Origin of the sequence: Pseudomonas sp. R25(2017), assembly GCF_002112565.1 — a bacterium.
In the GTDB taxonomy this organism is placed as follows: domain Bacteria; phylum Pseudomonadota; class Gammaproteobacteria; order Pseudomonadales; family Pseudomonadaceae; genus Aquipseudomonas; species Aquipseudomonas ekonensis.
The window spans coordinates 178,135-203,240 of sequence record NZ_NEHZ01000009.1 but is presented as its reverse complement, the minus strand read 5'-3'; the positions used below and the strand labels follow the sequence as shown (position 1 = coordinate 203,240).

Below are 25,106 nucleotides of genomic sequence, written 5' to 3'. Positions count from 1 at the left end.
CGTCACTGCGGCAATGGCCATCGTCGAGCGGTATGGATCAGCGCCAGAATCCACACCGCCTCTTGCTCGATCTGGTAAACGAGACGGTAGCTGGGATGAGGAATGATCTCGCGCGTGCCGGCGATGATGCCGACGGGGCCGATGTTCGGGTTCCGGGAGAGGCGGGACACCGCCTCGCTGAAGCGGGTGTCCATGTCTGCGGCGGCTTTTGGGTTCGCTTCGTAAAGGTAATCCCAAATCTGTGCACGATCCTGTGCGGCGGTTGGTGTCCATATAATCTTCATTCTTGACTGTCTGCCCGCCTGCGCCTTGCGGCGAATTGAGCTTCAACGTCTTCGTTCGACAGGCCGTCACGCGAGCGGACGGCATCGCGGGCGATGTCGACCTTGCGTTGCAGAAAGGCTTCGTACTCCCGTGCTTCCCGTTGTGTCCGCACAAAGTCGCGCATCATTTCCCGCACGATCTGCGAAGCAGGGCGATGGCTGGCTTCGGCCTCGGACATGAACTGTTCGCGCAATTCCGGTTCAAGCTTCATTGTGAAAACGGCTTGTTTCGACATCATGTCGTTCCTCGATTTAGGTACTGACGAAGTATATACACCGTCAGTACCAATCAAGGAGCTTCACTGCGACCAACGGATCAATTTGTTTCAAAACTTGACTGAAATTCCCCGCCAATGCCATATTGATAGTTAGCAAACTAACAGTATGTGCCTCGCCCGTGTCCGACAACCTCGACATCCTTCAGATGAACATCAGCAGTGCCATGGTGGTGGCCGCCCGTCATTGGCGCAAAATCTGCCAGACCACGCTGGTCAACTACGGCATCTCCGAAGCCTGTGCCGTCCCGCTGCTGATGATCGGGCGGCTGGGCGAAGGCGTGCGTCAGGTGCAGGTGGCGCAGGCGGCGGGGATGGAAAGCCCGTCGCTGGTGCGCCTGCTCGATCAACTGTGCCACGCCGGGTATGTCTGCCGCAGCGAAGACCCCCAGGACCGCCGCGCCAAATGCCTGAGCCTGACCGACACCGGCCGCGAGCTGGTGCAGGCGGTCGAGGCTGAACTGGTGCGCCTGCGCCATGAGGTGCTGGAAGGCATCGACCGGCGCGATCTGGAAGCTACGCTTCGGGTATTGAAGGCTTTCGAGGCGGCGAGTCCGCTGGCGGTGACCCATCCGTGAACGGCTTCTTTTCCGGCTTTCCTCCGGCCCGGGACTGGTTCTACGGGATCCGCACCTTCGCCGCCTCGATGATCGCGCTGTACATCGCTCTGCTCATGCAGATGCCGCGTCCGTACTGGGCGATGGCCACGGTGTACATCGTCTCCAGCCCGTTCCTCGGCCCCACCAGTTCCAAGGCCCTGTACCGCGCCATCGGGACGTTCCTCGGTGCGGCGGCCGCGGTGCTGTTCGTGCCGATGTTCGTCCAGAGCCCCTATGTGCTGGTGGTGGTCATCGCGCTGTGGACGGGGATCCTGCTGTTTCTCTCGCTGCACCTGCGCACCGCCAACAACTACGCCTTGATGCTCGCCGGCTACACCTTGCCGCTGATCGCCCTGCCGGTGGTGGACAACCCGTTGGCGGTGTGGGACGTGGCCGAGGCGCGCACCGAGGAGATTTTCCTCGGCATCGCCGTAGCCGCAGTGGTCGGGGCGATGTTCTGGCCGCGCCGGCTGGCCCCGGTGTTCAACGACGCGGTGGGCAAGTGGTTCGCCGACGCGACGACCTACAGCCTGCGCTTCCTCGGCCGCGACGTGCGCCCGGAAGAGATCGGCGCCCTGCGCATGGCCATGGTCGGTAGCTTCAACAGCCTCGAACTGATGATCGGCCAACTGCCCCACGAAGGCGCCCGGCCGCAGACGGTGCGCAACACCAAGGAACTGCGCGGGCGGATGATCCACTTGCTGCCGGTGATCGACGCCCTCGACGATGCGCTCTATGCCCTTGAGCGCCGCACGCCGGAGCTGGTGGAGCGTTTCGCGCCGCTGCTGACGGCCACCGGCGAGTGGCTCGGCCACAAGGACGCCGACCTCGGGCGGTGGCAAACCCTGAAGGATCGGCTCGACGCCCTGCAGCCGGATGCCGAAGCCCTGGACGACCGCAGGCAGTTGCTGTTCTCCAACGCGCTGTACCGCCTGGCCGAGTTCATCGACCTGTGGCAGGACTGCCGTTCGCTGCAGGACGCGATCCTCTGCGAGCGCCAGGACAGCTGGCGCGCGGTCTACCGGCACTGGCGCCTCGGGCGACTGACGCCGTTCCTCGACCGCGGGCTGATGCTGTATTCGGTGGCCTCGACCATCCTGGCGATCATCGTCGCGTCGGTGCTGTGGATCCTGCTGGGCTGGACCGACGGCGGCAGCGCGGTGATCCTGGCGGCGGTGTCGTGCAGCTTCTTCGCTTCGATGGACGACCCGGCGCCGCAGATCTACCGGTTCTTCTTCTGGACCGCGATGTCGGTGCTGTTCGCCAGCCTGTACCTGTTCCTGGTGTTGCCCAACCTGCACGACTTCCCGATGCTGGTGCTGGCGTTCGCCGTGCCGTTCATCTGCGTCGGCACCCTGACGGTGCAGCCGCGCTTCTACCTCGGCATGCTGCTGACGCTGGTCAACACCTCATCGTTCATCAGCATCCAGGGCGCCTACGACGCGGATTTCTTCGCCTTCGCCAACTCCAACCTGGCAGGTCCCATGGGGCTGCTGTTCGCGTTCATCTGGACGCTGGTGGCCCGGCCGTTCGGCGCTGAGCTGGCGGCCAAGCGCCTGACCCGGTTCAGCTGGAAAGACATCGTCCACATGACGGAGCCGGCGAACCTCGCCGAACACCGGCAACTGGGCGTGCAATTGCTCGACCGCCTGATGCAGCACCTGCCGCGCCTGGCGTTGACCGGGCAGGACACCGGCATCGCCCTGCGCGAAGTGCGGGTGGGGCTGAACCTGCTCGACCTGCTGGCCTACACCCCGCGGGTGCCCGGCGCGCCGCAGGCGCTGCTGGAGCAGGTGGTGGCGGAAGTCGGCGACTACTTCCGCGCCTGCCTCAAGGCCGGCGAGCGCCTGCCGGCGCCCAGCCCCTTGCTGATGACGATGGACCGCACCCGCCGTGCCCTCAGCGGCCACGGCGATGACGAAACCCGGCTGCACCTGTTGCATGCCCTCAGCGGCCTGCGCCTGGCGCTGCTGCCCGGCGTCGAGTTTCTCGGCAACGCCGAACCCGAAGAACCGTTGCCTCACGGCATCGATGGAGCCCCCCTATGATCGGTGACCTGGACATCAGCGGCATTTTCCTGCCGACCCTGCTGATTCTGATGGGCATCACGTACCTGCTGTTCCTGCTGGTGCACGGCGTGCTCACGCGCCTGCACTTCTACCGCCTGGTCTGGCACCGGGCGTTGTTCAACGTGGCGCTGTACGCCTTGCTGCTGGGCGCCGTGGATTCCCTCAGCCGATACCTGATGACATGAAAAAACCGTTTTTGACGCTCGGCCGCACCGTGCTGACCCTGTTGATCGTGACGTTCGCCGTCGTCGTCGTGTGGCGCATGGTGATGTATTACATGTTTGCGCCCTGGACCCGCGACGGGCATATCCGCGCCGACATCGTGCAGATCGCCCCGGACGTGTCCGGGCTGATCCAGCAGGTGGAAGTGAAGGACAACCAGCCGGTCAAGCGCGGCCAGGTGCTGTTCAGCATCGACCCGGACCGTTTCCGCCTGGCCCTGCGCCAGGCCAAGGCCACCGTCGCCGACCGCGAAGAGACCCTCGCCCAGGCGCAGCGCGAGGCCAAGCGCAACCGGGGCCTGGGCAATCTGGTGCCGGCCGAGCAACTGGAAGAGAGCCTGTCGAAGGTCGCCCGCGCCCAATCGGCTCTCGCCGAAGCGCTGGTGGCGGTGGACAGCGCCCAGCTCAACCTCGACCGCTCGGTGATCCGCAGCCCGGTGGACGGCTACGTCAACGACCGGGCGCCGCGCGCCCAGGAGTTCGTCACCGCCGGTCGGCCGGTGCTGTCGGTGGTCGACAGCAACTCTTTCCACATCGACGGCTATTTCGAAGAGACCAAGCTGGACGGCATCCGCGTGGGCCAGGCCGTGGACATCCGGGTGATCGGCGACCGGGCGAAGCTGCGCGGGCACGTCGAAAGCATCGTGGCCGGCATCGAGGACCGCGACCGCACCAGCGGCAGCAACCTGCTGCCCAACGTCAACCCGGCCTTCAGCTGGGTGCGGCTGGCGCAGCGCATTCCGGTGCGCATCGCGTTCGACGACGTGCCCGAGGATTTCCGCATGATCGCCGGGCGCACCGCCACGGTGTCGATCATCGAGGACGGCCGGCAGGAGTCCGCGCAATGAACCGGGCGCTGATGGTCGCCGGGCTGGGCGCGCTGCTGTCGGCCTGTCAGGTGGTCGGGCCGGACTATCACCTGCCGGGCGAAGCGGCGGTGCAGCGCCACGACCTGCAGGGCGAACTGGCGGTGGACGGCAAGCCGGTGGTGTCGGCGCCGGTGCCGGCCGACTGGTGGCGCCTGTATCAGGATCCTCGGCTCAACGAACTGGTGCAGCAGGCCATGGCCTCCAACACCGACCTGCGGGTGGCGGCGGCCAACCTGTCGCGGGCCCGGGCCCGGGTCGACGAGGCCGAGGCGGCCGGTGGCTGGAGCGGCGGGGTGAAGATGGGGGCCCAGCGCCTGCAGGAGTCCGGTGAAGCGTTCCTGCTGCCGGAAAAGGTGCCGGTGGACAACATCGGCGAGATCGCCATCAGCGCCTCTTACCAGTTCGACCTGTTCGGCAAGCTGCAACGTGGCATCGAAGCGGCCAAGGCCAGCGCCGACGCGACCCAGGCCGCCGCCGACACCGCCCGCATCACCCTGGTGGCGGATGTGGTGCGCGCCTACACCCAGGTCTGCGCCGCCAACGAAGAGCGCGAAATCGCCCAGCATTCCCTCGACCTGCAGGACCAGAGCACTCGGCTCACCCAGCGCCTGCGCGATGCCGGCCGGGGCGACGAGACCCAGGTCACCCGCTCCCAGACCCAATTGAAATCCCTGCGGGCCGACCTGCCGCGCTACGAGGCGGCGCGCCAGGCCGGGCTGTTCCGCCTGTCGATGCTGCTGGCCAAGCCGGTGGCGCAACTGCCGGCCGGCACCGCCGGGTGCGCCGAACTGCCGAAGGTCGCGCAACTGATGCCCGTCGGCGACGGCGCTGCGTTGCTCAAGCGCCGTCCCGACGTGCGCCAGGCCGAACGGCAACTGGCCGCCGCGACCGCCGGCATCGGCATCGCCACCGGCGAGCTGTACCCGGACATCAGCTTCGGTGCGACGATCGGCACCGTCGGCCTGCTGGACGACCTCGGCAAACCGTCCACCAACCGCTGGGGCTTCGGCCCTTCGTTGAGCTGGAACGTGCCGACCAACGGCGCCCGGGCGCGCATCCGCGAGGCCGAAGCGTCGACCCAGGGCGCCCTGGCGCATTTCGACGGCGTGGTGCTGAACGCCGTCCGCGAGACCCAGACCGGCCTCGCCCAGTACAGCGCACAGTTGCAGCGCCGCGAGGCGCTGGCCGATGCCGAGCAGTCGGCGAAACAGGCAGCGGAGCAGACCCACCGCTTCTACCAGGCCGGCCGCGCGTCGTTCCTCGCCGACCTGCAGGCCACCCGCACCTACACCGATGTGCGGGCGCAGCTGGCGTCGGCCAACACCCAGGTCGCCCTGAGCCAGATCGATCTGTTCCTCGCCCTGGGCGGCGGCTGGGAAAGCGGACGAACGCAAGCGTCGGGCACCGGCAAACCCTGAGGCCGTTGCTATGCTTTGAAGTGTTGGAAGGGCGCCCGGTGCAAGGCGTCCTTGCAGCGCACTGGGCTTGCGCAGGTCGGGGAAACCAATAATGAAAAACCCTTACGCTCTTGGCTTCTGGTGCGCCCTGGTAGCGCTGGTGCTGCTCTCGGCCACCTATTTCTACGGCATCATGCTGGCCCATCAGATCGACAAGGCCATGGTGTTCCTCGACAGCGCCGTGGCCTTGATCGCGGTCATGGGGATTGTGGTGGTGGCCTGGGCCCTGGTGCAGGTCCGGCGGCTGAAGCAGCGCCAGCTGGAGCAAAGCAAGGTGCTGCTGCTGATCTGGGACACCAAAGTCGCGCTGCGCCGGGTCGAGACCGTGTTCGACCGGTATTTCTGGGGCAGCTACTGGCAACCGGGGCGCACCTTCGCCGAAGTCATGGGCGAACTCACCGGCACGCCGCTGGAAAAAAGCCTGGATGCCCTGAAAAAGCAGTGCCTGGAGCTCGACAAGCAAGTCGCCAGCGACGGCTGGCACTGGCTCAACAACGCCCGCGAACTGTCCGACGTCGCCACGGCCATGGCCCGCGAACGCTATCAGCTGGACTTCTGCGACCCGCGCAACGACGGCCCCGGCGGGGCGGTGATCGACCGGGACTTCGAAGTGCTGGTGTTCACCTGGACGGCGCGGCTCAAAAGCTTCGACCATCAACTGGACGAGATCGAGGTGCAGTATTCCTGAGCCCGCCAAGGCGCCATCGAGCTCACTGCCATCCCCTCGCCATGGACACTCTTTAACCTTTAAACACTGGGCCCTCACGGGGCGCCAGTGCTAATCTGCACCGCTAAATCCAGCGGAGTCGTGCCGCGGCCCGATCACGGGTTCAAGGAAGACGACCACACTTTCAGCCACGGAAATCGATCGGGTCATTCATGAATAAATCAGCAGGCGTGCTTCTGGGAATCGTTGTTGCCATCGGCGCCATCAGCGCCGGCGGGGCGTGGTACACCGGCACCAAAATCGAAGGCGTGCTGAACAACGCCGTCGCCAACGCCAACAAGGAACTGCAGGCCGCCATGGCCGGCTCCAACGGCAGTGCGTCGCTGGAGCTGGTGTCCCTGGAGCGCCACACCTTCAGCAGCACCGCCCAGTACCGCCTCAAGGGCGAGGGCGAGATGTTCGGCGAGGCGCCGGTCGAGCTGCTGTTCACCGACCGCATCGAACACGGCCCGCTGCCGTTCTCGCGGCTGGCGTCGTTCAAATGGCTGCCGGTCATGGCCAGCAGTCACTATGAGCTGGAAAAGACCCCGCTGACGGAAAAATGGTTCGCCGCCACCAAGGGTGCCGCGCCGCTCAAGGGCGTGGTCAACATCGGCTACGACGAATCCACCACCGGCACCCTCGAACTGCTGCCGCTGGAAACGGCGCTGGACGACAAGTCGAGCCTCAAGTTCTCCGGTCTGAACATGGACATCTCCGCCAGCGCCCAGGCCCAGAAGGTCAAGGCCAACGGCTACATGGACAGCCTGCACCTGACCACCGTCGCCGAAGACGAGGCGCCGGTGCAGATCGAGCTCAGCGGCCTGACCCTGGCCAGCAACCTCACCAAGAGCACCTACGGCTACTACACCGGGGAGAACACCCTGGAGCTGACCAACAGCAAGACCACCTTCGGCGCCAAGCAGTCGGTGCTGGGCATCAAGAACTTCGAGATGAAGAACCTCACCGAAGAGACCGGCTCCAGCGCTTCGGGCCGCGCCGACTACAAGATCGGCGAGGTCACCCTCAACGACAAGAAGATCGGTTCGGCCAACCTGGCCATGAGCCTGAAGAACCTCGACATTCCGTCGACGATGTCGCTGATGCAGATCTACCAGACCAAGCTGCAGCCCTACGAGAAGGCCGCCGCCGAAGCCGCAGCCGCCGGCCTGCCGGCGCCGGAGCTGAACCTGACCCCGGCCGAAGAGGCCCAGGTCAAGGCCGACCTGCAGAAACTGCTGGCCGCAGGCCCCCAAGTGGCGCTGGAGAACCTGTCGCTCAAGACCGCCAACGGCGAAAGCCGCGCCAATCTGGTGATCGACCTGGCCAAGCCGCAGTCGATGGATCTGCCGCCGGACCAACTGGGCAAGCAACTGATCGCCCTGCTTGACCTCAACGTGCTGGTGTCCAAGCCGATGCTGGTGGACCTGATGAGCGTTCAGGCGCAGCTCGACGGCCAGACCGACGCCAAGGCCATCGTCGACCAGGCCAGCGCCGCCACCGACATGTTCGCCGGCATGGCGGTCGGTTCGCAGTTGGCGACCCTGGACGGCACCAACGTCACGACCAAGCTGCACTACGCCGCCAACCAGGTGGAGTTCAACGGCCAGAAGATGACCGTCGAGCAGTTCGTCGGCTTCCTGATGAACAAGTTCGCCGGCGTCAGCCAGGTTCAGTAACCGCTGCGCACCGCCACGGCGCCCGGCCTCTGCGCAACGCAGACGCCGGGCGTTTTGCTATCTGGCGCCTGGGTTTTCGTTCGGTAGGAAAACCGTCACTGCAATTCTGAATAATTATTGCGTTGTCGATATTGGTCTACGCTTGCGTGCAAGACTGCCTGGATAAGCTTGGCCGGGTCTGCGATTCGGCCGCCGTTACGAATGGGCAAGGAGGGCATTGCGACCCGGCTGGCCATGTAAGGATGCTGACGAATGCCGCGTATTGATGTTCCTGTATTGCATCGTGGTTTACGCCCATTGTTCCGAGTCGCGCTGTGCAGCCAGTTGCTCTGGCCGGCACTGGGGTTCGCCGATACGGCCTACGACCGAATGGTGCTCGACGCCCGGGCCGGCCACTATGCGCCCGCGCTCGATGCCCTGCGCCAGGTGCCGCCGGCCCAGGCCACCGCCGGCCAGGTCAGCGACCACCTGCAGATCGCCAGTTGGGCCGGGCTCGACGCCGAAGTGGTGCAGGTCTACGAGACCCAGGGCCGCGGCCGCACGTTGCCGGTCCAGGCGCTGACCGCCACCGCCCGGGCCTACCGCAACCTCAAGCGTTGGGATCAGGCGACCCAGGTCTACAACCAGGCCCTGGCGCTGGATCCGGGCAATGCCGACCTGCAACTGGGGTTGGCCCTGACCCAGGCCGACGCCGGCAAGCCCGACGAAGCGGTGACCCGCGCCAAGGCGCTGGTCGCGGCCAAGCCCGACGACCCCTCCCGCCGGCTCGCGCTGGGCTATGCCCTGACCCGTGCCGGCAAGCAGTACGACGCGCTGCACGAATACGATCAGGCGTTCGTCCGCGCCGGCAGCAAGCCGGAAGTCGCCCGCGAATACGTGGTGGCCCTGCAGAAGGCCCGTCTGCCGGAGCCTGCGCTGCGCCTGGCTGACCAGCGTCCGGGCCTGATCGACCCGGTCACCCGGCGTCGCCTCGAAGGCGACCTGGCCGCCGAGCGGGTGCGCCTCGCCGACCTGGCCACCCGCAGCGAGAAGGAACGCTACGTCATCGCCGACCGGGCGCTGACCGACTACGACAAGCTGCTGACCACCTGGACGCCGGACGCCAGCGCCCACGACGACGTGACCCGCTGGCGCATCGACCGCATGGGCGCGCTCCGGGCCCGGGCGCGCACGGCCGACGTCATCGGCGAATACCAGAAGCTGCAAGGCGAAGGGGTGAAGATCCCGACCTACGCCCTGCGCTGGGTGGCGGCGTCCTACCTGGACCAGCGCCAGCCGGAGATCTCCACCGACCTCTACCGTCAGGTGTTGACAGCGCCGGACGCCGATGCCGGCGACCGCCTGGAAGACACCACCGGCTTGTACTACTCGCTGCTCGAAAGCGACCGCGCCGAAGAGGCCCGCAAGGTCGCCGAGGACCTGGCCAAGTCCCAGCGGCCGCGCATCGAGCTCAAGGGCTTGCCGGTGGGCAACCCCAACGACGAATGGATGGACGCCCAGCAGCTCGCGGCGCAGGCCGGCACCTACGGTTCCGACCTGCCCCACGGCGAAGAGCGCCTGCAAACGTTGGTCGACCAGGCGCCGGGCAACATCGGCCTGCGCCTGGCCCAGGCCGACCTGTACCTGGCCCGGGACTGGCCGCGCCGCGCCGAGAACCAGCTCAAGGAAACCGAAAGCCTGGTGCCGCGGGACATGGGCCTGGAAGTCGCCCAGGCCCACACCGCCATGGACCTGCAGGAATGGCGGCAGATGGATGCGCTGACCGACGACGTGGTCGCGCGCTTCCCCGACAACCGTCAGGTGCAGCGCCTGGCCCGTCAGCGCGAAGTGCATGACATGGCCGAGCTGCGCGTCGAAAGCTACGGCGGCAAGGCTTACGGCGGCGGCAGCGGCGATGCCGGCGCGGTCAGCGGCAGCCGGGACTTCGGCATCGAAAGCACCCTGTACAGCCCGCCCATCGATGAAGACTGGCGGGTGTTCGCCGGCGTCGGCTACGCCACCGGCGACTTCACCGAAGGCACCGGCCACCACCGCTTCCAGCGCGTGGGCCTGGAGCGCCGCACCCGCGACATGACCCTGGAGGCGGAAATCTCCAACCACTCCTACGGTTTCGGCGACAAGCAGGGCGCCCGCCTGGCGATCGCCCGGGACATCGACGACCACTGGCAATACGGCGGCAGCCTCGAGTACCTCTCGGCGCAGACCCCGCTACGCGCGCTGAACAGCGGCATCAAGGCCAACGGCGGCAGCGGTTTCATCCGCTGGCGGGCCAACGAGAGCCGGGAATGGAAGCTGGCGGTCAGCCCGTCGCACTTCAGCGACGGCAACAACCGGGTCGAGGCGCTGCTCACCGGCCGCGAAGGCGTGTACAGCGCGCCGAACCTGCAGGTCGACGCCGGCCTGGAAGTGGGCACCAGCCACAACTCCAAGTCCGATGACGTGCCGTACTTCAACCCGAAGGCGGACTTGAGCGTCATGCCGCTGCTGAACGTCAACCACGTGCTCTACCACCGTTACGAAACGGTCTGGAGCCAACAGTTCCAGCTGGGCGCGGGCACCTACAGCCAGCGTGACCACGGCACCGGCGGCATGGCGCTGATCGGCTACGGCCAGCGCTACGCCTGGAACGACGTGTTCGAAGTGGGCGGCCTGTTGAGCGCGATCAACCGGCCCTACGACGGTGATCGGGAAACCGATCTGCGTCTGCTCGTCGACCTCACTTTCCGCTTCTAGAAGAGTCTGAAGATGCCTCTGATTTCGCGATTCATCCTTTTGCTGGGCGCGCTGCTGGCCAGCGCCTGCGCCCAGCAGGCCCCGGCCTTCCTGCCGCCGTCGGAGCGCCCGATGGCGGCCAGCGAAAAGCCGTGGCCGAAGAACCACGTGCTGGGCATCGCCTACCACGACGTCGAAGACCGTGACCCCGACCAGGCCGTGGTGGCGGTGCGCACCGAGCGCATGATCGAGCAACTGGCGTGGCTGCGTGAGAACGGCTACCGGCCGGTCACGGTCGATCAGATCATGGCCGCGCGCAAGGGCGGGCCGGAACTGCCGCCCAAGGCGATCCTGCTCAGCTTCGACGACGGCTATTCCAGCTTCTACACCCGCGTGCTGCCGGTGCTGCGCGCCTACAACTGGCATGCGCTGCTGGCGCCGGTCGGCACCTGGATCGACACGCCGCTCAACCAGCCGGTGGACTTCGCCGGCACCCCGCGCCAGCGCTCGGACTTCCTGACCTGGGATCAGGTGCGGGAAATCTCGCAGTCGGGGCTGGTGGAGATCGCCGCCCACACCGACGCCAACCACAAGGGCATCCTCGCCAACCCCCAGGGCAACCTGCAGCCGGCGGCGGCGACCCGGCAATACAACGCGGTCACCAAACGCTACGAGACCGAGGACGAATTCCGCGCGCGGATCCGCACCGACGTGGCCGCCATCTCCGAGAAGATCCGCAAGGTCACCGGCAAGAAACCGCGCATCTGGGTCTGGCCGTACGGCACGGCGGACGGCACCTCGCTGACGGTGGTGGGCGAGCAGGGCTACGAGATGGCCCTGACCCTCGACGACGGCCTCGACGCCCTCGACAACCTGATGAGCAGCCCGCGTTTCCTGGTGGCCTCGGATCCGGACGGCGAGCACTTCGCCAACAGCATCGTCTCGGTGCAGGCCGAATCGCCGATGCGCGTGGTGCATGTTGACCTGGACAACGTCTACGACCCGGATCCGGCGCAGCAGGACGCCAACCTCGGCAAACTGGTGCAGCGCATGGCCGACATGGGCGCCAACACGGTGTTCCTGCAGGCCTTCGCCGATCCCCAGGGCGACGGTCTGGTGCATTCGCTGTACTTCCCCAACCGCCACCTGCCGGTGCGCGCCGACCTGTTCGACCGTGTCGCCTGGCAGCTGCGCACCCGTGCCCACGTGAAGGTCTATGCGTGGATGCCGGTGCTGAGCTTCGCCCTCGACGCGAAACTGCCGCGGGTCACCCGTTGGGATCCGCAGACCGGCGCCGTGTCGGTCGATCCGGACCAGTACAAGCGCCTGTCGCCGTTCGATCCCGAGGTGCGGCGGGTCGTGGGCGAAATCTACGAGGATCTGGCGCGCCTGACTTCGGTGGACGGCATCCTCTACCACGACGATGCGGTGCTTTCGGACTTCGAGGACGCCGGCCCGCAGGCGCTCAAGGTCTACGCCGCCAACGGCCTGCCGGGCTCGATCGGCGCGCTGCGTGACGACCCGGCGACGATGCAGCGCTGGACGCGTTTCAAGAGCCGATACCTGATCGACTTCACCCAGGAACTGACCGCCAAGGTGCGGGCGATCCGCGGCCCGCAGGTGCTGACCGCGCGCAACATCTTCGCCGAACCGATGCTCAATCCGGCGAGCGAAGCGTGGTTCGCGCAGAACTTCGACGATTTCCTCGTCACCTATGACTGGACGGCGCCGATGGCCATGCCGCTCATGGAGAAACAGACCCACGCCCGCTCCGGCCCTTGGCTGGAGTCGCTGGTGGCGACCGTCAAGGCTCGCCCGGGCGCGCTCGACCGCACGGTGTTCGAGCTGCAGGGCCGGGACTGGACGAAAAAGGACCAGGCCGAAATCGACGGCGCGCAACTGGCCGAGTGGATGGGCGTGCTCAAGCGTCAGGGCGTGACCAGCTTCGGCTATTACCCGGACAACTTCCTCGAGAACCTGCCGGACCTGAAAGCCGTGCGGCCTGCGCTCTCCAACAAATGGAACCCATGACATGCTGGATAGACTGTTGGCCCTGCTTGTTCTGGCGCTCGTCCTCGGCGTACCGCTGGGGCTGATCTTCCTGGTCACCGGGCAGTTCCTGATGGACTTCGTGTTCTTCTACCCGCTGTTCATGTCCGGGCTGTGGATCTCCGGCGGCCTGTATTTCTGGCTGCACTGGGAGCGGCACTGGCCGTGGAAGGACGACACGCTGCCGCCGCCCCTGGCCGGCGAGCCGCTGATCTCGATCCTGATCCCTTGCTACAACGAGGGCGACAACGCCGCCGACACCATCCACGCGGCGCTGGCCCAGCATTACCCGAACATCGAAGTCATCGCGATCAACGACGGCTCCAAGGACAACACCGCCGAGGTGCTCGACGCCCTGGCCAAGGAAGACCCGCGCCTGCGCGTGCTGCACCTGGCGGAGAACCAGGGCAAGGCTGTGGCCTTGCGCATGGGCGCCATCGCGGCGCGCAGCGAGTACCTGGTGTGCATCGACGGCGATGCGCTGCTGGCGCCGAACACCGCGGCCTACCTGGTGGCGCCGATGCTTGACAACGCCCGGCTCGGCGCGGTCACCGGCAACCCGCGGATCCGCACCCGTTCCACCCTGGTCGGGCGGGTTCAGGTCGGCGAGTTCTCCTCGATCATCGGCCTGATCAAGCGCACCCAGCGGGTGTTCGGGCGGATCTTCACCGTGTCCGGGGTGATCGTCGCCTTCCGCCGCACGGCGCTGCACCGGGTCGGCTACTGGAGCCCGGACATGATCACCGAAGACATCGACATCAGCTGGAAGCTGCAACTGGACCACTGGAGCATCTTCTACGAGCCCCGCGCGCTGTGCTGGATCCTCATGCCCGAAACCCTGCGCGGCCTGTGGAAGCAGCGCCTGCGCTGGGCCCAGGGCGGCGCCGAAGTGCTGTTCAAGAACATCCGCGGGATCTGGCAGTACCGCCACCGCTACCTCTGGCCGCTGCTGTTCGAGTACTGCCTGTCCACCGGCTGGGCGTTCACCTTCCTGCTGTCGGTGATCTTCTGGGCGGTCGGCAAGTTCGTGGCGCTGCCGGACGCCATCGCGGTGCACCACCTGATGCCGCCGGCGTTCACCGGGCTGCTGCTGGCGTTCGTCTGCCTGGTGCAGTTCGCGGTCAGCATCGTGATCGACCGGCGCTACGAGCCGGGGCTGGGCAAGACCATGTTCTGGGTGGTCTGGTATCCGTTGGTGTTCTGGTTCATCAGCCTTTTGACCACGCTGGTCAGCTTCCCCAAAGTGCTGTTCGGCCAGCACCAGAAGCGGGCGCGCTGGGTCAGTCCCGACCGGGGCATCAAACCGGTCGGGGACGACGAAGAGGAGGTCATCAAATGAAAATCATCCGGACCCGCCAACGGCCCTTCCTGGTGGTGGTCGATGTGTTCATCACCGTGCTCGCCTGGGTCGGCCTGCTGTACCTGCTGGTGCGCGGGCTGTGGCCGCTGATCGACACCCATGGAGGCGGGCCGCGGATCGACAATTCCGCGTTCGAGGCCTTGGGCACCCTGCAGATCTACCTGTGGGTGGCGCTGGTCAACGCGGTGATCCTGATCGGCTGGGCGCGCTACCAGCAGCGCAAGAGCAAGAGCTTCGCCCAGCGCCGCCTGCCGGCGCCGGTGGTGGACGACGAAGGCTTGAGCAAAAGCTTCAAGCTGTGCGACGACCGCCTGCAGAAGCTGCGCGGCAGCGGGGTGATGACCATCCACAACGATCAGGAAGGCGACGTCAGCCATGTGGTGCCGCACTTCTGGCCGGTGACGCCCGACGAACTGCCGCCGCCGCTGGCGCCGCTGGAGCATCCCCGGGTGATCTTCCTGCACGCCGAGGACGACGACAACCGCGAGCCGAGCCACCGGATCACTTGAGCCTGCGGATCAGCCGCCAGGCTTCCTCCATCGGCAGCGGCTGCTTCATGCGTTCGGCCAGCAGGGCCATGGCCCGGTCCTCTTCGCAGGCCACGGCCGCCACCACCACGCCCTGGCTGCCGAACAGGCCGATGAAGGGCGGCTGGCCGGGGTCGCCGTTGAACCCCACCTCATCCCAGTGCGCGGCATGGCCCAGGCAATCGTAGCTCCTGCCGAAATGCCAGGTCCAGAAGTACGGCACGTCCAGGTAATGCTCCTCGCCGCCGAGCATGTTGGTCGCCGCGATCCGCGCCTGCTGCTGGGCCAGGCGCCAGTGTTCGATGCGTTCGGGCCGGCCGTTGAGCGGAAACGTGGCGATGTCGCCGATGGCCCACACGTCCCGGGCCACGCGCATGCCGTCGTCCACCCGCAGCGACAGATCCTCTTCCCGCGGCAGCGACGCAAAGGCCTCTGTGGCCGGGTGAACGCCGATCCCCGCCAGCACCAGGTCCGCCGACAGACGCAGGCCGTTGTCGAGCATCACCGCCTCGACCTTGCCGTCGCCGATGATTTCGCGCGCCTCATGCCCAGTGATGAACCTGACGCCGTTGTCCTCGTGCAGCGCCCGCACCGCGCGGCCCACGGCGTCGCCGAAGCGGGCCGCGAAGGGTACGGCGTGGTGGGCGATCACCGTCACGTCGAGGCCGAGCTGGCGCAAGGCCGAGGCGCACTCGAGGGCGATGAAACCGTCGCCGACGATCACTGCGCGCTGGCCGGGACGGGCGCTGTCCAGGATGCATTCGGCCTGAAGCCTGGAGCGCAGCACGAAGACCTGCGGCAGGTCGGCGCCGGGCAGCGTCAACCGGTTGGGCGAGCCGCCGGTGGCCAGCACGGCGGCGTCGTAGGCCAGGTCCGCGCCGTGCTTCAGGTGCAGGGTCTTCGCAGCGGTGTCGAGGGCGGTGACTTCGTCTTCGAGACGCTCGATGCGTTGCGTGCGGTAAAACCCTTCATCGCGCAGCGCCGGGGTTTCCCGGGGCGGCATTTCCCCGGCCAGCACGAATTTGCTCAGCACCGTGCGGTCGTACCCGGCGCCGGCTTCGCGGTCGACCATGACGATCCGCCCGCCGAAGCCTTTCTCCCGCAGCGCGGCGGCGCAGGCGGTGCCCCCGGCGCCCGCGCCGACGATGACGAAGGTGCGCGGGTCGTCCGCCGGCGGCGTGTGCGGATCCGCCAAGGGCTGGTCATCGACCCACACTTCGTCGCCACGCAGCTCCAGCGGGTAGCGGATGAGGCCGTCGAGGGCCGGCGGTTCGCACAGCGCGCCGTCCTCAAGGCGAAACGCGCCTTTGTGCCACGGGCAGATCAGGCGCCCATGGCAGATCGCCCCTTCGGCCAGCGGCGCCCCGGCGTGGGGGCATTCGCCCTGGAACGCGCGCAGGCTGGTTCCGGCGCGCACCAGCAGGATCTTCTGTTCGCCGACCTGCACCGGCAGGCCACGGTCTTCGGGGACATCGGCGAAACGGGCGACACGGTGCAGGGACATGATCGTGCTCCACGCAAGTGTTTCTCTTACGAGTTTGGCGCCGATTCCCAGGTTCAGCCAATTGCCACTGCCACGGCATGAACGGTACGGCTATAGTTTGCAGGCCGACGAAGGCCCAACCGCACAAGGTGCTCCCGGAATGACCCGATCGATTTCTCTCAACCCTTGGCTGGCGGCCCTTGCCGTCGCCCTTTGCGTGCAGTTGCCGGCGCAGGCCCAGGAGCGCTTCACCCTCAGCATCCCCGGCGTGTCGGACAACCGCCTGTTCACCTCGGCAGCGGCCAGCGACGCCAGCGGCTGCGGCGGCAAGAACCAGTCGCCGGCCCTGAGCTGGAACGCGGGCCCGACCGGCACCCAGAGCTACGCCATCGTCATGCACGACCCGGACGGCCAGAAGGGCCTGGGCGTCGATCACTGGATTCATTACGGCATCAAGGCCACCACCCGGCAGATCCCGGCCGGCGTCGGCGCCAAGTCGGCCCTCGAAGGCATCGGCGGCACCAACAGCAAAGGCACCACCCATTACATCGGCCCGTGCCCGCCGGTCGGTGACAGCGCCCACCACTACATCATCCAGATCTACGCCTTGGACCTGGCCCCGGACGCCTTGCCCGCCGGGCTGACCCGCGCCGAACTGATGGACAAGATCAAGGGCCACGTGCTGCGCAACAGCAGCGCGGTGCGGCGCTACCACCGCTGAAAAAAAGTTGTCCGGGGTTAACCCGAACGCGAGGGGCTGCCCGTCTCAGGGGATGAATGGATCAATTTCCGCCCGAGGTCAGCCCCCATGTCCTTTCCTTCTCTGTTCCTGCGCCCCGTCGCCGCCGCCGTGATGCTGGTCATCGCCGGCTGCGGCGCGTCCTCCACACCGGATTCCCGTACAGTGGCACCGCCGGTTCCCTCCGCCCCTCAAGTCTCCGCCCCTCAAGTCCGGGAGGAAGCGGCGATGGCGGACAGCGCGATGGCCAAGCGCAGCCTGCGCGCCGCACCGATGGCCGCTTATGCGCCGGTGCCTGCCGCAGAAAGTTATCCACAGGGCTACCGTGACGAGTACCGCGAGCAGTACCAGGCACTGGCCGACAATCCTGTCCACAGCGTCGCCGAGGCACCGGTCTCGACCTTCAGCGCCGACGTCGACACCGGCGCCTACGCCAACGTCCGCCGCCTGCTCAACCAGGGCCGCTTGCCGCCCGAAGGCGCAGTGCGCCTGGAGGAGATGGTCAATTACTTCCCCTACGCCTACGCGCTGCCCACCGACGGCTCGCCGTTCGGCGTGACCACCGAACTGGCCGCGACGCCGTGGAACCCGCACACCCGGCTGCTGCGCATCGGCATCAAGGCATCCGACCGCGCGGTGGCGGAGCTGGCCCCGGCCAACCTGGTGTTCCTGGTGGACGTCTCCGGCTCGATGGATCGCCGCGAAGGCCTGCCGATGGTCAAAGGCACCCTGAAACTGCTGGTCGATCAGTTGCGCGAGCAGGACCGGGTGTCGCTGGTGGTGTATGCCGGCGAATCGCGGGTGGTGCTGGAGCCCACGTCCGGGCGGGACAAGGCGAAGATCCGCAACGCCATCGAACAACTGACGGCGGGCGGCTCCACGGCCGGCGCCTCGGGCATCGAGCTGGCCTACCGGATGGCGCAGCAGGCGTTCATCCCCAACGGCATCAACCGCATCCTGCTGGCCACCGACGGCGACTTCAACGTCGGCGTCAGCGATTTCGACAGCCTCAAGCAAATGGCTGTGGATAAGCGCAAGACCGGCATCTCCCTGACCACCCTCGGTTTCGGTGTGGATAACTACAATGAACACCTGATGGAACAGTTGGCCGATGCCGGCGACGGCAACTACGCCTACATCGACAACCTGCGCGAGGCGCGCAAGGTGCTGGTGGACCAGTTGGGTTCGACCCTGGCCACGGTGGCGAAGAACGTCAAGCTGCAGGTGGAGTTCAATCCGGCGCAGGTCAGCGAATACCGGCTGCTGGGCTACGAGAACCGGGCCCTGAAGCGCGAAGACTTCAGCAACGACAAGGTCGATGCCGGGGAGATCGGTGCGGGGCATACGGTGACGGCGCTGTACGAAATCGTCCCGAGCGGAGAGAAGGGCTGGCTGGAGCCGTTGCGCTACGGCAAGGCCGGCGCGGCGGCGTCGCAAAAGAATGGAGAATTGGCGATGCTGCGTGTGCGTTATCAACAGCCTCAAGGTGGGAAAAGCCTGCTCATCGAACGGCCGATCGCCGACCGGGTCGCGCCGCCGAGCGAAGACCTGCGGTTCGCCGCCGCCGTCGCCGCGTTTTCCCAGCAGCTCAAGGACGGGCGCTACACCGGCGATTTCAGCCTGAAGGACACCGAAGACCTGGCCCGTGGCGCCCGTGGCGATGACCGCTTCGGCCTGCGCAACGAATTTGTGCAGCTGGTGGAACTGACCCGGAGCCTGCGCGACACCACGGCGTCGGCCCCTGAAGCCACCGAGCGACGGATTGAATAGTGAGCGGCCTGAAGGGCTTCATCAGCCAGCTGTTCGCAGCCAAGGACAGCCTTGCCGCCAGCAGTGACGAATCGCTGCTGGCGCGCTACCGCGAGGGCGACGGCGCGGCGTTCGAGATTCTGTACGCCCGCCACCGTCAGGGCCTGTACCGTTTTCTGCTGGGCCTGAGCGGCAAGCCCGAACTGGCCGAGGAGGTGTACCAGGAAACCTGGCTGAGCCTGATCCGCAGCGCCAGCCGGCCGCAGGGCCGGGCGACATTCCGCACCTGGCTGTTCCAGATCGCCCGCAACCGCTTGATCGACCACTGGCGCAAGCACGGCGCCCGCCAGCCGCTGCACGACAGCTACGACGAGCAGGCGCACGCCGTCAGCGACGAAACCACCGATCCCGAACAACTGCTGAGCCTGAGCCGCGACAGTCAGCGCCTGGAGGACGCCCTGCAGGCCTTGCCCGCCGACCAGCGCGAAGTGTTCCTGCTGCGCGCCCACGGCGACCTCGACCTGGCGCAGATCGCCAGCCTCACCGAAACACCGCTGGAAACGGTCAAGAGCCGCCTGCGCTACGCCCAGCAAAAACTGCGTCGGCTGCTGGCCGAGGAGGTACTGACATGACTGACGCCCGCCGGACACCCGAAGACCTGGTGATTGCGCACGTGCGCGAGCACCACGCTGGCGAACCGTCGCCGCACCTGGATGCATTCATCCTCGACGCCGCCCGCCGGCAGGCACCGGCCGCGAAACCGGGCCTGTGGCAGCGCTGGCTGCGGATGTGCCGTCAGCCGCGTTATCAGGTGGCGTTCGCCAGCCTGGTCGGCGTGGCGCTGATGCTGTCGATGGTGCAGCAGGCGCCCGAGCCGGTGCCGCGCTACGATTTCGCCCCCGCCGCCAAACCCGCTGCGCCGGCGGCCCGCCAGGAAGCGGCCGAATCCCGCTCCTTGGCCGCGCCGGCCGCCGCGCTGTCGGCCCCTGCGCCGGCGCCGATGGCCGAAAGGGCGGCGCCGATGGAGAGCGAAGCGCTCAGCGCCGACAGCGCCGACAGCGCTGACGAGGCCAAGGCCAGCAAGCGCGCCGCGGCCCCGGCCAACGGCCTCGACCGGCAACTGCGCGAGGTCCTGCACCTGCGCGAAGCCGGCCAGGCCCAGGCGGCGGACAGGCTGTTCAACGAACTGCACAAGCGCTATCCGGGCACTGACCTCGACGCGCGGCTCACGCAATTGCAGGAAAAATGACCGCTCCGTCCGCCAGCGATTTGGCATTGCCCCGCAAAAGCGCGCACTATCGGGGCATTGCCGATGCGCTGGAGAACACCGTGGCACCGAAAATCGACCGCATCGCCCAACTCCTCAACTGCCCGGAAAAGGGCGAGGAGATGCGGCGAGCGATTACCGAAGCCCGCAAGGAGTTTCTGCTGAACCAAGCGGAAGAGAACGTGGCTGACGAAGATGACGTTTTCGACCTGGAGGCCGGGGAAGACGAGGATGACGGGTACGACGAGTTCGACTGGACGACGGAGTAGATCCGAAACCGTCCCGTTCCGGCACCCACAAAAAAGCCCCGGACCTTGCGGTCCGGGGCTTTCTCGTTTCGATTCATGGCGCACCAGGCGGGATTCGAACCCACGACCCCTGCCTTCGGAGGGCAGTACTCTATCCAGCTGAGCTACTGGTGCAGCGGGCGACATCATACCTAGGTCGATCCGGGGCGTCCATGCCGGTTTTCAGCTTGGCGAATTGCGTTTCCGTTACCGGCCTTTTCTGCGCGCCGGCCGGCTGCAATGTCCTGCAATGAGCGCTTCTGGCGCTTTGGCGCGGCTGATCTATCGTTTTCCTGCGGCGGGCTTCCGGATGCCCATCCCCAAGGAGAAACCCATGACTACCGTCAATCCCCAAATCACCGATGCCGTCACCCAATCGAACGTACAGGTCGTGGGCTCTGCGCCGTCCACGGCCATCGCCACGCTGTCCCAGGTCGCCAGCCACGCGGTCGGCCTGGCCCTGGAGAACGCGGTCAGCCACCAGCAGGCGATGAACATCGTCGGCAACGCCACGGTGGCGGCGGCCGTGCGGCAGATCCTGGCGGTGGGAGACAAATCATGACGGACAAGGAGCAGGCCCGCAGCGCCGCCGCAGAGCCGGCAGCGGCCGACCCCGCCGCCACGGCGGCCTCGCTGCTGGAATCGCTCAACGAGCAGTTGCTCAAGCAGGTGGCCGACGGCGTCGGCAGCGAATCCCTGAACCGGCAGATCGTCGAGTCGATCAATTTGCTGAACACCCAATTGGCCACGCAGACGCCGGTGGTCTCGGCCCTCGCGTCGGAGCTGCTGGTGCGTCAGGCCAGCGGTCTGGTGGCGCAGTCGGCGGCCAGCTATTTCGACGGCGTGACCAAACTGGCCCTGGCCGCCCAGGGCGTGCTGCTGCGCAAGATGACCGAAAGCATCGTCAACGACGAGCTGGAGATCGCCAGCGAAAGCGCATTGGGAGCCCTCAACACCCACCTGTTGGTCGGCGGCGCCGCGGCGGTCGCGGCGGCCACCGGTGCCCTGGACGGCGAAGGCGTGGACCAGGCGCTTGAACGGATCAACCAGAGCATCGCCCGCTTCAGCGCCAACCTGGCCGAGCGGGCCGCCAATGCATGAGCAACCCATCGTCCAGCGAAAGGAGCCGGAACATGGCAACCGTGAATGATCAGATCACCGATGCGGTCACCCAAACCAACGTCAACGTGCTGGCCGAGGCGCCGGCGATGGCGCTGGGCAGTCTCTACCAATCCATGGCGCACTCCACCGGCATCCTGTTCGAGAATGCCGTGAACGCCCAGCAACAGCAGAACATCCTGGCCCAGGCGGCGGCCACCCAGGGCGTGATGCAGATTTACAGCCTCGACACCACGGCGGATGCCCTGGCGACCCGGAGCATCCTCCAGGATGTCGCCGCCAAGGCGCCGAAGACCTGAAACACCTGTCGCCGATACTGCAAAAGGCCCCGCCCACCGAGCGGGGCCTTTTGCTCGTTGATCCGAAAACCTCAACAAATGCGCCGTTTTTGTTCTTTTTTTCGAACGGCCTATTGTCCTTTAAACCTGTTGAACCTAGGATTCGTTTGAGATTTCAAACGCTCCTTGTCTGGATGCTGAGCCGCACACGCTACGGACCGTGCGCCATCCATGTGCTTCACCCGGTGAATGATTTCCCTGACGGCAGCCTCGAGAGGCGCCTTTCTACAATCATAATTTTGCTCCGCGCCGTGCGCGGTGCTGTTAAGGAAAGCCGACATGCAGCTTAAAGACACCCAGTTGTTCCGCCAGCAAGCCTTCATCGATGGCGCTTGGGTCGATGCGGACAACGGTCAGACGATCAAGGTCAACAACCCGGCCACGGGCGAAATCCTGGGCACCGTGCCGAAGATGGGCACCGCCGAGACCCGCCGCGCCATCGAGGCCGCCGACAAGGCGCTGCCGGCCTGGCGTGCGCTGACCGCCAAGGAGCGCGCCTCCAAGCTGCGCCGCTGGTTCGAGCTGATCATCGAGAACCAGGACGACCTGGCCCGCCTGATGACCCTCGAGCAAGGCAAGCCGCTGGCCGAAGCCAAGGGCGAAATCGTCTACGCCGCCTCGTTCATCGAGTGGTTCGCCGAGGAAGCCAAGCGCATCTACGGCGACGTGATCCCTGGCCACCAGCCAGACAAGCGCCTGATCGTGATCAAGCAGCCGATCGGCGTCACCGCCGCCATCACCCCGTGGAACTTCCCGGCGGCGATGATCACCCGCAAGGCCGGCCCGGCCCTGGCCGCCGGTTGCACCATGGTGCTCAAGCCCGCTTCGCAGACCCCGTTCTCCGCCTTCGCCCTGGCTGAACTGGCCCAGCGCGCCGGCATTCCCAAAGGCGTGTTCAGCGTGGTCACCGGCAGCGCCGGCGACATCGGCAGCGAACTGACCGGCAACCCGACCGTGCGCAAGCTGTCCTTCACCGGCTCCACCGAGATCGGTCGCCAACTGATGTCGGAATGCGCCAAGGACATCAAGAAAGTTTCCCTGGAGCTGGGCGGCAACGCGCCGTTCATCGTGTTCGACGACGCGGACCTGGATAAGGCCGTCGAAGGCGCGATCATCTCCAAGTACCGCAACAACGGCCAGACCTGCGTCTGCGCCAACCGCCTGTACATCCAGGATGCGGTCTACGACGCGTTCGCCGAGAAGCTGAAGGGCGCCGTGGCCAAGCTCAAGATCGGCAACGGTCTGGAAGAGGGCACCACCACAGGTCCCCTGATCGACGAGAAGGCCGTGGCCAAGGTGCAGGAACACATCGCCGATGCCGTGGGCAAGGGCGCGACCGTGCTGTCCGGCGGCAAGCCGATGCAAGGCAACTTCTTCGAGCCGACCATCCTGACCAACGTGTCCAAGGACGCTGCCGTGGCGAAGGAAGAGACCTTCGGCCCGCTGGCGCCGCTGTTCCGCTTCAAGGACGAAGCCGAAGTGATCGCGATGTCCAACGACACCGAGTTCGGCCTGGCCTCCTACTTCTACGCCCGCGACCTGGGCCGTGTGTTCCGTGTGGCCGAGGCCCTGGAATACGGCATGGTCGGCGTCAACACCGGGTTGATCTCCAACGAAGTCGCGCCGTTCGGCGGCATCAAGGCGTCGGGCCTGGGCCGTGAAGGCTCCAAGTACGGCATCGAGGACTACCTGGAAATCAAATACCTCTGCCTGGGCGTCTGAGACGCGCCGGCAAGGCTTTGCTCCAAGCGCAAAGGGCACGAGAGCGCTGTCCCTTTGCGTCGCTCCACAACGGAATTTTCTCTGCGGCCGGGATAGCTGCGGCAGTCGATCATCGCATGCTGCCCCAGTTGCCTCCCCGCTGCGTAATCCTTGAACCACGCCGACCGATGAGCGGCGAATGAGGAATGTAATGAGCAAGACTAACGCTGATCTGATGGCCCGCCGTGTAGCCGCTGTTCCACGTGGCGTCGGCCAGATCCACCCGATCTTCGCCGACTCCGCGAAGAACGCCACCGTGACCGACGTCGAAGGCCGCGAGTTCATCGACTTCGCCGGCGGCATCGCCGTGCTGAACACCGGCCACGTGCACCCGAAAATCATCGCCGCCGTGACCGAGCAGCTGAACAAGCTGACCCACACCTGCTTCCAGGTACTGGCCTACGAGCCTTACGTCGAACTGTGCGAGAAGATCAACGCCCGCGTGCCGGGTGACTTCGCCAAGAAAACCCTGCTGGTGACCACCGGTTCCGAAGCCGTCGAGAACGCCGTGAAGATCGCCCGTGCCGCCACCGGCCGCGCCGGCGTGATCGCCTTCACCGGCGCCTACCACGGCCGCACCATGATGACCCTGGGCCTGACCGGCAAGGTCGTGCCTTACTCCGCCGGCATGGGCCTGATGCCGGGCGGCATCTTCCGTGCGCTGTACCCGAACGAACTGCACGGCGTGAGCATCGACGACTCCATCGCCAGCATCGAGCGCATCTTCAAGAACGACGCCGAGCCGAAGGACATCGCCGCGATCATCATCGAGCCTGTGCAGGGCGAGGGTGGTTTCTACGTCGCGCCGAAAGAGTTCATGAAGCGTCTGCGCGCCCTGTGCGACCAGCACGGCATCCTGCTGATCGCTGACGAAGTGCAGACCGGCGCCGGCCGCACCGGCACCTTCTTCGCCATGGAGCAGATGGGCGTCGCCGCCGACCTGACCACCTTCGCCAAATCCATCGCCGGCGGCTTCCCGCTGGCGGGTGTGTGCGGCAAGGCCGAATACATGGACGCCATCGCACCGGGCGGCCTGGGCGGCACCTACGCCGGCAGCCCGATCGCCTGCGCCGCTGCGCTGGCGGTGATGGAAGTGTTCGAGGAAGAGAAGCTGCTGGACCGCTGCAAGGCCGTCGGCGAGCGTCTGGTGACCGGCCTCAAGGCCATCCAGGCCAAGTACCCGGTGATCGGTGAAGTCCGTGCCCTGGGCGCGATGATCGCCGTCGAGCTGTTCGAGAACGGCGACAGCCACAAGCCGAACCCGACCGCCGTAGCGGCCGTGGTGGCCAAGGCCCGTGAAAAAGGCCTGATCCTGCTGTCCTGCGGCACCTACGGCAACGTTCTGCGGGTGCTGGTGCCGCTGACCTCGCCGGACGAGCAGCTGGACAAAGGCCTGAAGATCATCGAAGAGTGCTTCGCCGAGCTGTAAGGCCGGGCACCGTGTGACCGGATCGACAAAAAACCCGCTTCGGCGGGTTTTTTGTTGCCTGGGGAACGCATCCTTCGATTCCGGGCTG

The 25,106-nt window shown here is 66.4% G+C and carries 24 protein-coding genes and 1 tRNA gene; 21 read left to right on the top strand and 4 right to left on the bottom strand.

Annotated elements, in window-relative coordinates; genetic code table 11:
• Positions 1-2: 2 nt before the first annotated feature.
• Positions 3-284, bottom strand: a complete 282-nt coding sequence (locus tag CAG31_RS14290; RefSeq protein ID WP_085582127.1) for a type II toxin-antitoxin system RelE/ParE family toxin — start codon at positions 282-284, stop codon at positions 3-5.
• Positions 281-559 (bottom strand): antitoxin of toxin-antitoxin stability system, encoded by a 279-nt coding sequence (locus CAG31_RS14285; RefSeq protein ID WP_085582229.1) that lies wholly within the window; start codon positions 557-559, stop codon positions 281-283. Before CAG31_RS14285 ends, CAG31_RS14290 begins: the two co-directional genes overlap by 4 nt.
• Before the next feature lie 188 nt (positions 560-747).
• Between CAG31_RS14285 and CAG31_RS14280 the strand changes: the two genes are divergently transcribed.
• The 11 genes from CAG31_RS14280 to pgaD all read left to right on the top strand — a co-directional run bounded on the left by CAG31_RS14280 (position 748) and on the right by pgaD (position 14,828).
• Positions 748-1,176, top strand: coding sequence for a MarR family winged helix-turn-helix transcriptional regulator (locus CAG31_RS14280; protein WP_085582227.1), 429 nt, complete (start codon positions 748-750; stop codon positions 1,174-1,176).
• Positions 1,173-3,245 (top strand): FUSC family protein, encoded by a 2,073-nt coding sequence (locus CAG31_RS14275; RefSeq protein WP_085582125.1) that lies wholly within the window; start codon positions 1,173-1,175, stop codon positions 3,243-3,245. The genes CAG31_RS14280 and CAG31_RS14275 overlap by 4 nt, the downstream gene beginning before the upstream one ends.
• Complete coding sequence (locus CAG31_RS14270) at positions 3,242-3,451, top strand: DUF1656 domain-containing protein (protein WP_085582123.1); 210 nt, start codon at positions 3,242-3,244, stop codon at positions 3,449-3,451. Before CAG31_RS14275 ends, CAG31_RS14270 begins: the two co-directional genes overlap by 4 nt.
• Positions 3,448-4,335, top strand: a complete 888-nt coding sequence (locus tag CAG31_RS14265) for an HlyD family secretion protein (RefSeq protein ID WP_085582121.1) — start codon at positions 3,448-3,450, stop codon at positions 4,333-4,335. The genes CAG31_RS14270 and CAG31_RS14265 overlap by 4 nt, the downstream gene beginning before the upstream one ends.
• The gene (locus CAG31_RS14260; RefSeq protein WP_085582119.1) at positions 4,332-5,774 is read left to right on the top strand and encodes an efflux transporter outer membrane subunit; all 1,443 of its coding nucleotides are present in this window, start codon (positions 4,332-4,334) and stop codon (positions 5,772-5,774) included. Before CAG31_RS14265 ends, CAG31_RS14260 begins: the two co-directional genes overlap by 4 nt.
• A gap of 91 nt (positions 5,775-5,865) precedes the next feature.
• Positions 5,866-6,501: an NADH:ubiquinone oxidoreductase subunit N gene (locus tag CAG31_RS14255; protein WP_085582117.1), complete on the top strand. Its 636-nt coding sequence runs from the start codon at positions 5,866-5,868 to the stop codon at positions 6,499-6,501.
• Between the two features lie 191 nt (positions 6,502-6,692).
• Positions 6,693-8,198, top strand: coding sequence for a YdgA family protein (locus CAG31_RS14250; RefSeq protein WP_085582115.1), 1,506 nt, complete (start codon positions 6,693-6,695; stop codon positions 8,196-8,198).
• A gap of 252 nt (positions 8,199-8,450) precedes the next feature.
• Positions 8,451-10,931: a poly-beta-1,6 N-acetyl-D-glucosamine export porin PgaA gene (gene pgaA, locus CAG31_RS14245; protein ID WP_085582114.1), complete on the top strand. Its 2,481-nt coding sequence runs from the start codon at positions 8,451-8,453 to the stop codon at positions 10,929-10,931.
• Between the two features lie 12 nt (positions 10,932-10,943).
• Positions 10,944-12,941: a poly-beta-1,6-N-acetyl-D-glucosamine N-deacetylase PgaB gene (gene pgaB / locus CAG31_RS14240; RefSeq protein WP_085582113.1), complete on the top strand. Its 1,998-nt coding sequence runs from the start codon at positions 10,944-10,946 to the stop codon at positions 12,939-12,941.
• 1 nt (position 12,942) lies between these two features.
• Entirely contained in the window at positions 12,943-14,298 is a 1,356-nt protein-coding gene (gene pgaC / locus CAG31_RS14235; protein ID WP_085582111.1) for a poly-beta-1,6-N-acetyl-D-glucosamine synthase, read from the top strand.
• Positions 14,295-14,828: a poly-beta-1,6-N-acetyl-D-glucosamine biosynthesis protein PgaD gene (gene pgaD / locus CAG31_RS14230; protein ID WP_085582109.1), complete on the top strand. Its 534-nt coding sequence runs from the start codon at positions 14,295-14,297 to the stop codon at positions 14,826-14,828. The genes pgaC and pgaD overlap by 4 nt, the downstream gene beginning before the upstream one ends.
• Here pgaD and CAG31_RS14225 read toward each other — a convergent pair.
• A complete protein-coding gene (locus CAG31_RS14225; protein WP_085582107.1) occupies positions 14,821-16,350 on the bottom strand; it encodes an FAD-dependent oxidoreductase in 1,530 nt (509 codons plus the stop codon). The two genes, pgaD and CAG31_RS14225, sit on opposite strands and share 8 nt — an antisense overlap.
• Positions 16,351-16,489: 139 nt before the next feature.
• Here CAG31_RS14225 and CAG31_RS14220 point away from each other — a divergent pair, with 139 nt between their 5' ends.
• From CAG31_RS14220 to CAG31_RS14200, 5 genes are all read left to right on the top strand, one after another.
• Positions 16,490-17,050 (top strand): YbhB/YbcL family Raf kinase inhibitor-like protein, encoded by a 561-nt coding sequence (locus tag CAG31_RS14220; protein WP_085582105.1) that lies wholly within the window; start codon positions 16,490-16,492, stop codon positions 17,048-17,050.
• A gap of 87 nt (positions 17,051-17,137) precedes the next feature.
• Positions 17,138-18,838 (top strand): VWA domain-containing protein, encoded by a 1,701-nt coding sequence (locus CAG31_RS14215; protein ID WP_085582104.1) that lies wholly within the window; start codon positions 17,138-17,140, stop codon positions 18,836-18,838.
• A 29-nt stretch (positions 18,839-18,867) separates the two neighbouring features.
• On the top strand, positions 18,868-19,449 hold the full coding sequence (locus CAG31_RS14210) for an RNA polymerase sigma factor (protein ID WP_170930288.1): 582 nt from the start codon (positions 18,868-18,870) through the stop codon (positions 19,447-19,449).
• A complete protein-coding gene (locus CAG31_RS14205; protein ID WP_085582099.1) occupies positions 19,446-20,066 on the top strand; it encodes a hypothetical protein in 621 nt (206 codons plus the stop codon). The genes CAG31_RS14210 and CAG31_RS14205 overlap by 4 nt, the downstream gene beginning before the upstream one ends.
• Positions 20,063-20,353: a hypothetical protein gene (locus CAG31_RS14200; RefSeq protein ID WP_371856105.1), complete on the top strand. Its 291-nt coding sequence runs from the start codon at positions 20,063-20,065 to the stop codon at positions 20,351-20,353. Before CAG31_RS14205 ends, CAG31_RS14200 begins: the two co-directional genes overlap by 4 nt.
• Before the next feature lie 76 nt (positions 20,354-20,429).
• Here the strand turns inward: CAG31_RS14200 and CAG31_RS14195 are convergent.
• A tRNA-Arg gene (locus CAG31_RS14195) sits at positions 20,430-20,506 on the bottom strand.
• Positions 20,507-20,705: 199 nt separating this feature from the next.
• On the opposite strand from CAG31_RS14195, the gene CAG31_RS14190 reads away from it, so the two are divergent.
• The 5 genes from CAG31_RS14190 to gabT all read left to right on the top strand — a co-directional run bounded on the left by CAG31_RS14190 (position 20,706) and on the right by gabT (position 25,018).
• Positions 20,706-20,933, top strand: coding sequence for a RebB family R body protein (locus CAG31_RS14190; protein WP_085582097.1), 228 nt, complete (start codon positions 20,706-20,708; stop codon positions 20,931-20,933).
• Positions 20,930-21,472, top strand: a complete 543-nt coding sequence (locus tag CAG31_RS14185; protein WP_085582095.1) for a hypothetical protein — start codon at positions 20,930-20,932, stop codon at positions 21,470-21,472. The genes CAG31_RS14190 and CAG31_RS14185 overlap by 4 nt, the downstream gene beginning before the upstream one ends.
• A 32-nt stretch (positions 21,473-21,504) precedes the next feature.
• The gene (locus CAG31_RS14180) at positions 21,505-21,789 is read left to right on the top strand and encodes a RebB family R body protein (RefSeq protein WP_085582093.1); all 285 of its coding nucleotides are present in this window, start codon (positions 21,505-21,507) and stop codon (positions 21,787-21,789) included.
• A 318-nt stretch (positions 21,790-22,107) separates the two neighbouring features.
• Entirely contained in the window at positions 22,108-23,550 is a 1,443-nt protein-coding gene (gene gabD / locus CAG31_RS14175) for an NADP-dependent succinate-semialdehyde dehydrogenase (protein WP_085582091.1), read from the top strand.
• 190 nt (positions 23,551-23,740) lie between these two features.
• On the top strand, positions 23,741-25,018 hold the full coding sequence (gene gabT, locus CAG31_RS14170; protein WP_085582089.1) for a 4-aminobutyrate--2-oxoglutarate transaminase: 1,278 nt from the start codon (positions 23,741-23,743) through the stop codon (positions 25,016-25,018).
• Positions 25,019-25,106: the final 88 nt, after the last annotated feature.

What these genes read in the sequence shown, in the direction of transcription:
- gabT (WP_085582089.1), top strand. Translation starts at nt 23,741, where the DNA reads ATGAGCAAGACTAACGCTGATCTGATGGCCCGCCGTGTAGCCGCTGTT.
- CAG31_RS14255 (WP_085582117.1), top strand. Translation starts at nt 5,866, where the DNA reads ATGAAAAACCCTTACGCTCTTGGCTTCTGGTGCGCCCTGGTAGCGCTG.
- CAG31_RS14200 (WP_371856105.1), top strand. Translation starts at nt 20,063, where the DNA reads ATGACCGCTCCGTCCGCCAGCGATTTGGCATTGCCCCGCAAAAGCGCG.
- CAG31_RS14215 (WP_085582104.1), top strand. Translation starts at nt 17,138, where the DNA reads ATGTCCTTTCCTTCTCTGTTCCTGCGCCCCGTCGCCGCCGCCGTGATG.
- pgaD (WP_085582109.1), top strand. Translation starts at nt 14,295, where the DNA reads ATGAAAATCATCCGGACCCGCCAACGGCCCTTCCTGGTGGTGGTCGAT.
- pgaA (WP_085582114.1), top strand. Translation starts at nt 8,451, where the DNA reads ATGCCGCGTATTGATGTTCCTGTATTGCATCGTGGTTTACGCCCATTG.
- CAG31_RS14250 (WP_085582115.1), top strand. Translation starts at nt 6,693, where the DNA reads ATGAATAAATCAGCAGGCGTGCTTCTGGGAATCGTTGTTGCCATCGGC.
- CAG31_RS14190 (WP_085582097.1), top strand. Translation starts at nt 20,706, where the DNA reads ATGACTACCGTCAATCCCCAAATCACCGATGCCGTCACCCAATCGAAC.
- CAG31_RS14280 (WP_085582227.1), top strand. Translation starts at nt 748, where the DNA reads ATGAACATCAGCAGTGCCATGGTGGTGGCCGCCCGTCATTGGCGCAAA.
- CAG31_RS14270 (WP_085582123.1), top strand. Translation starts at nt 3,242, where the DNA reads ATGATCGGTGACCTGGACATCAGCGGCATTTTCCTGCCGACCCTGCTG.
- pgaB (WP_085582113.1), top strand. Translation starts at nt 10,944, where the DNA reads ATGCCTCTGATTTCGCGATTCATCCTTTTGCTGGGCGCGCTGCTGGCC.
- CAG31_RS14225 (WP_085582107.1), bottom strand. Translation starts at nt 16,350, where the DNA reads ATGTCCCTGCACCGTGTCGCCCGTTTCGCCGATGTCCCCGAAGACCGT.
- CAG31_RS14290 (WP_085582127.1), bottom strand. Translation starts at nt 284, where the DNA reads ATGAAGATTATATGGACACCAACCGCCGCACAGGATCGTGCACAGATT.
- CAG31_RS14285 (WP_085582229.1), bottom strand. Translation starts at nt 559, where the DNA reads ATGTCGAAACAAGCCGTTTTCACAATGAAGCTTGAACCGGAATTGCGC.
- CAG31_RS14205 (WP_085582099.1), top strand. Translation starts at nt 19,446, where the DNA reads ATGACTGACGCCCGCCGGACACCCGAAGACCTGGTGATTGCGCACGTG.
- CAG31_RS14265 (WP_085582121.1), top strand. Translation starts at nt 3,448, where the DNA reads ATGAAAAAACCGTTTTTGACGCTCGGCCGCACCGTGCTGACCCTGTTG.
- pgaC (WP_085582111.1), top strand. Translation starts at nt 12,943, where the DNA reads ATGCTGGATAGACTGTTGGCCCTGCTTGTTCTGGCGCTCGTCCTCGGC.
- CAG31_RS14260 (WP_085582119.1), top strand. Translation starts at nt 4,332, where the DNA reads ATGAACCGGGCGCTGATGGTCGCCGGGCTGGGCGCGCTGCTGTCGGCC.
- CAG31_RS14185 (WP_085582095.1), top strand. Translation starts at nt 20,930, where the DNA reads ATGACGGACAAGGAGCAGGCCCGCAGCGCCGCCGCAGAGCCGGCAGCG.
- CAG31_RS14180 (WP_085582093.1), top strand. Translation starts at nt 21,505, where the DNA reads ATGGCAACCGTGAATGATCAGATCACCGATGCGGTCACCCAAACCAAC.
- CAG31_RS14220 (WP_085582105.1), top strand. Translation starts at nt 16,490, where the DNA reads ATGACCCGATCGATTTCTCTCAACCCTTGGCTGGCGGCCCTTGCCGTC.
- gabD (WP_085582091.1), top strand. Translation starts at nt 22,108, where the DNA reads ATGCAGCTTAAAGACACCCAGTTGTTCCGCCAGCAAGCCTTCATCGAT.